This is a genomic window from Corynebacterium tuscaniense, from assembly GCF_008693065.1.
Taxonomy (GTDB): Bacteria; Actinomycetota; Actinomycetes; order Mycobacteriales; family Mycobacteriaceae; genus Corynebacterium; species Corynebacterium tuscaniense.
Map to the genome: position 1 here is coordinate 1 of NZ_VXKH01000089.1, position 4,518 is coordinate 4,518.

At 63.0% G+C, this 4,518-nt stretch carries 2 protein-coding genes; both read right to left on the reverse strand.

The window, feature by feature from the left end; genetic code table 11:
- Positions 1 to 1,898, reverse strand: a 1,898-nt coding sequence (murJ, locus tag F4V54_RS10175; RefSeq protein WP_150387058.1) for a murein biosynthesis integral membrane protein MurJ, incomplete at its 3' end; no start/stop codon positions are given.
- A gap of 110 nt (positions 1,899 to 2,008) precedes the next feature.
- The coding region (locus tag F4V54_RS10180; RefSeq protein ID WP_346265117.1) for a DUF6049 family protein at positions 2,009 to 4,518 on the reverse strand (2,510 nt) is incomplete at its 5' end.

Genomic DNA, 4,518 nt, shown 5'->3' on the forward strand with positions numbered 1-4,518 from the left:
ACCCCGGCGGCGTCAAGCGCGGCCTGGCGCCGTGGTACCGGAGCCAGTGGTGCAGAACCACACGTATCCACGAAGGTCAGCGCTACCATCCGGCCGGTGCGCAACTCCGTGGCCTGCCAGAAGCGTGCACTGCCCGCAGACCCATGGTCGCGTAGGAGACGGAAACGCCCGTCGGAAACTGCCGCGCCCGGCACGAGCCGTGGCCCACGCACAACACCAGCGGACATGGGGGGTGGAACGGGGGATGTGTTGAAGGTGTCGTCGACAAGAAATTGAACCGGAACTTCTGTGGCCTCAATGCGGGCTGCGGGCGCGGTCCGAATGATCTTGTTCAGGCCAGGGATCTTGGCCAGTGCGGCGCCGAGGCTGCGAACCTCGGTGAGGTCGGAGAAGGATAGGACGATGCCGGTGACAATGACGAAGATGAGGCCGAGAACAGCCACTTCCACCAGCAGCCCCAGTGAGCCCGGGATGAGCGGTGGTAGCACGCGGAGGAAGTAGCGGGTAGCCAACGCAGCTGCGATGCCCACCAGGCCAGCTGCTGCCGCCCACGCCGCGGTGTGCAGCACGTCCCTGGAGCCCAAATTGCCTAGCTTGCGGTGCAGCAAAAACGCACCCACGATCGCGCCGGCCACGAAACCGAAACCGTTGGCCGCACCCAGCAGCACCACCACCTGGTCGGGGCTTGCCGCCACGGACGGTGCGAGCATGGCCAGCACCACCTTGGTCACCGTGATACCGGCGATGATGAACGTGGGCGTCCACGCCTCCTCCCGCGCATAGAACACGCGCAGGTGCAGCATGACCAGGGCGTACGGGATCAGCGTAAACGCGGAGAAACTCAGCGTCATGCCCAGCGTGCGCGCATCCGTTTCAGTGAACTGGCCGTAGTGGAACAGTGCAACACCGATGTCGGGGCCCAGCGCCGTCATGAACATGATGATGGGGATGAGCGCGATGAAGGTGAGCTTCGTGCCCAAGGTCAGATCACGCACCACCGCAGCATCATCACCATCCGCCGCATTGCGGGACAGGCGCGGCATGATCGCGGTCAGAAGCGTCACGCCGATGATGCCGTACGGCACCTGCAACAGCAGCCAGTGCTGCATGTAAATCGCCGGGGCGGAACTGTACGCCTCCGAGGCGATACGGTTGTTAATGATGTAGCCGACCTGCGAAATAGCCACGTACGTGACAATCGCTACAGCCATGCCACCGAACTGTTTCAGTCGGTCATCCAACCCCCACAGTGGCCGCAAATCAATGCCGAGGCGGCGCAGTGCCGGCACCATAATCAGACACTGCACCACCACACCAAGCGTGGTGCCCAAACCCAGCAACAGCACATGCGGGTCCATCACACCGGTGAGGTCGTCCTTGTCAATACTGCCCGGCAGCAGCATGTACAACGCCAGCACCGCGATGGATACCAGGTTGTTCACCACCGGCGCCCACGCGCCGGGCCGGAACACTTCCTTGGTGTTAAGCACCGCCATGAACAGGGAGAACATCCCGTAGAACATGATTTGCGGTAACAGCAGATAGGCAAAGGAGGTGGATTGGACCACATTTACTTCACCGTCCGCGTCCAACATCACCCGTGTCAGCAGTGGAGCCGCAATTACCGTCACCACCGTGACCACCGTGACCAACGTCAAAGTCAACGTGAACAGTCGCCGAATAAAGTCAGCGCCCTGATCCGGGTCTTCCTTCTCCGCGCGCACGAGCACTGGTACCACCAAAGCGGTGAGCACCGAGCCAAGCACGATCTCGGTGATCATATTCGGCAACGTGTTTGCTGTATTGAAAGCAGACGCCACCGCACCGCCGAGTGCAGAGGTGATCATCACCGTGCGAATGAACCCGGTGATGCGCGACATCAACGTCGCCACAGCCATCGAGCCGGTTGAGCGAACGACAGAACTGTCGCTCGTGGGCTTCCGTTTAGGCTGCGTCACAGGTTCTCCAAAGTTGTCGAAGATGGATACGGCAGGGGACTATGGGTATGTTAGCCGTCCCGCGCTATACCTTTTATCCCGCGAGACCCTCGGCGTCTTCCGCGCTGGAACATGAGGGCCAAGACAAACAGTGCGCTGGCACCCGCAATGATGATCCAGTTTTTCACCGCACCACCAGCGGTTTGGACGGCAATATCCACTGGTTGGGAGATCGGCTGTCCCTCTGGCGTGGCCAGGTAGAGCTGCAGTTTCGTCTGCTCGTCGTTCTCCTCCAAGTCCGCCGTCATCTGCAGGGTCAGCGAACCCCGCGCCGGGATGCGGAATTCCGTTGGTGTGTTCAGATGCGCGCCGGCGGGGCCCTTGTACAAGATTGACGCATCCACCGGCAGCGGTAGTCCGTTCTGCGCCACGATGAGCAGCGGGGAGGACTCCGAAGCACGGGTGTACACATTGCCCGGTGGGATCAAGGTGATGGCGGCGCGCAGGCCAGCCAGCGCATCGCGGTTGCCGTTGAGCCGCCGCCGGGTGCGTTCCTGCGCCTCCATGTAGCCGGTGTAGGAACGTCTTCCCGTTACTGTCAGTGCGGTGAGCAGATCTTGGCGCAGCGGCAACGTGTAGCCGTATTGGGTCAGTGCGATGGCGGGTTCGCTGCCAAGGAGGGACGTCAAATCGTCGATAAACGCCCCCTGCTGGGAGGCATTGAGCACTTCCGTGTCGGAGTAGATCGTCGGGTCTGCCTCCCACAAGCTCGGGGTGCCGGGGACGAGCTGGGCCGGGTCATCCGGCACACGGGTGTAGTCCGCCAGGCTCATGGGCACGCTGGTGTGTTCGCGGAAGAGTTCGTTGACCGTATCCATCACAGCCCGCGCGGTCTTCGGTTGCCACCCGGCTGGCGGTGTTACCAGCAGCGGCTCAGATGCTTCGGCGCTCTCCCCCACCACCACGCGCGAACTCGCAGCGGTACGCACAGCCGTTGCCGCGGTGTTGTCCCGCGCCACCTGCGAGTCCCGCGTGTAATCAAAACGCAGGTGATCATCGGAATAACCCGTCGTTTCCGGGTTCGGCCCGGTGGCCGCCAGGGTCGACGCCAGCTCATAATCAAAGTCCACACCCACCACACCGGGGCGCAGTTGCGTGAAACGACTGTGCGCAGAGTTTACGGACGTGGTGTTGTCAGCCACCAGCACACGCACCGCTTGCGCGGGTTGCGGCGCGGTAATCCCCGCGGAATTTGGCATTGCTGGATCATCCAAGGTGGTCTGCTGCTCACCTTCCACACGCCCATCTGGCTCATGGTCTGCGGTTTCGGTGGTGGAGCTGGTTTGCTCCTCCCACGCCCCCTGCATTCCCACTTCCGTCACTCGGGACTGACTGTGATCAGCCCAGCCCATCCCCGGCACGGTCTTTTCGGTGAGATAGCCCGAACCCGGCAGCACCACATTGCGCATAACCGGGGTACCCAAGACACGCTCCGCGGTGAACGGACCACGCTCCAGAGCCTCACGCATGAGCCAGCGATTACCTGTGCGCGCGACGGCCTCCAGGTCCGTGTTGGCCCAGGGCATAGCAAGAACGCACTTGTCTTTCGCCGCCGCCCGGAGTTTGTCCAGCCACGCCGCGGCATCATCAGCCCCGGTCCCTTGGGTGGAATCCTTGCCGGTGTCTGGGTTGCCCCAGGAATCACGCAGGCGCTGGCGTTTCTCGGCGGGCTCCGGCCTGTCATCATTCACGGTGTAACCGTCCGCCATCCGGTCCACGGTGTCTAGCAGCGCAGGGTCCACGGCCATGCAGGTTTCATTCCCGGCACCCAGCTCGGAGTAAACATCCACCAGCTGATCCAAGCGGCCCCCCGGCGCGATCTGCCCTGCTAGCTGTTCCGAAGACAGAATCAGCGGGGGCCGGTTCGGTGCCTCCCCCGTTTCGCCGGGGACAATGTCCACTGGCGCGGTGATGGGATACAGCACGGACATGCCGGCGGGTGTGCGCTCAGGTTCGTCCGCTCCTGGTGTTTCCTGCGCCGTTCCCAGCACCGTCATATGCCAGCGTTCCGTGTCCATGACAGCACCAGCATTTTCCAACACCACCATCACCGGGCGCGTCACGGTGGTGGGGTGGTCTTCCGCATCAAAGGTCACCTTGACATCCACGTGCCCATTCGGAGGCACCGTGGGCACCGTCACTGCATCACCTGCCGGCGTGTACTCCCCCGGCTGCGCCACGGTAGCCACCCGTGCATCCGTTAAGGACCCGGAGACCGGCCCCCGGCGCGGGGTCAGTACCAGATCATCGGCGGGTTCGGCGCCATCGTTATGCACTCTGACCGTCACATGGGTGGTGTCGCGGCTGGGGGCTGTGGCGGGGGCGTCGATAAGCGAAATGTTTAAACCCTGTGTACCTTCACCCAGTCTGATCTGCGAATTCACCCACTGGTCCGCCACCGCGGAATTACTCGGCGCGAGCGGCACCGGAATAGACTGCGCCACCGCGAACGGCAACCCCACCGAACACCCCGCAGCACACGCCACAGCGGCGAGCGCCGCACTGCGCTTGCTCCGCGACA